The sequence below is a fragment of the Lactococcus petauri genome (genome assembly GCF_002154895.1).
In the GTDB taxonomy this organism is placed as follows: Bacteria; Bacillota; Bacilli; order Lactobacillales; family Streptococcaceae; genus Lactococcus; species Lactococcus petauri.
On sequence record NZ_MUIZ01000035.1, the window covers coordinates 1 to 698 of the forward strand.

The window sequence follows — 698 nt, forward strand, 5'->3', positions numbered from 1 at the left end:
TACAAGTACATCGGACAGTGCATCAACATCAATGTCCGATTCAAAATCAGAATCAATGAGCACATCAGACAGTGCATCAAGTTCAGCTTCAGATTCTAAGTCAGAATCAATGAGTGATTCTACAAGTACATCGGACAGTGCATCCAGTGAATCCACAAGTACCTCGGATAGCACATCAAATTCAGCGTCAGACTCTAAATCAGAATCAATGAGCGAATCTACAAGCACATCAGACAGTGCATCAAGTTCAGCTTCAGATTCTAAGTCAGAATCAATGAGTGATTCTACAAGTGCATCAGACAGTGCATCAACATCAATGTCCGATTCAAAATCAGAATCAATGAGCACATCAGACAGTGCATCAAGTTCAGCTTCAGATTCTAAGTCAGAATCAATGAGTGATTCTACAAGTGCATCGGACAGTGCATCAACATCAATGTCCGATTCAAAATCAGAATCTACAAGCACATCAGACAGTGCATCAAGTTCAGCTTCAGATTCTAAGTCAGAATCAATGAGTGATTCTACAAGTGCATCAGACAGTGCATCAAGTTCAGCTTCAGATTCTAAGTCAGAATCAATGAGTGATTCTACAAGTACATCGGACAGTGCATCAACATCAATGTCCGATTCAAAATCAGAATCAATGAGCACATCAGACAGTGCATCAAGTTCAGCTTCAGATTCTAAGTCAGAAT

At 40.0% G+C, this 698-nt stretch carries 1 protein-coding gene; it reads right to left on the reverse strand.

The genetic code is table 11. From position 1 onward, the window contains the following. Positions 1–698, reverse strand: a 698-nt coding sequence (locus tag BZZ03_RS12060; RefSeq protein WP_233128997.1) for an MSCRAMM family adhesin SdrC, incomplete at both ends; no start/stop codon positions are given.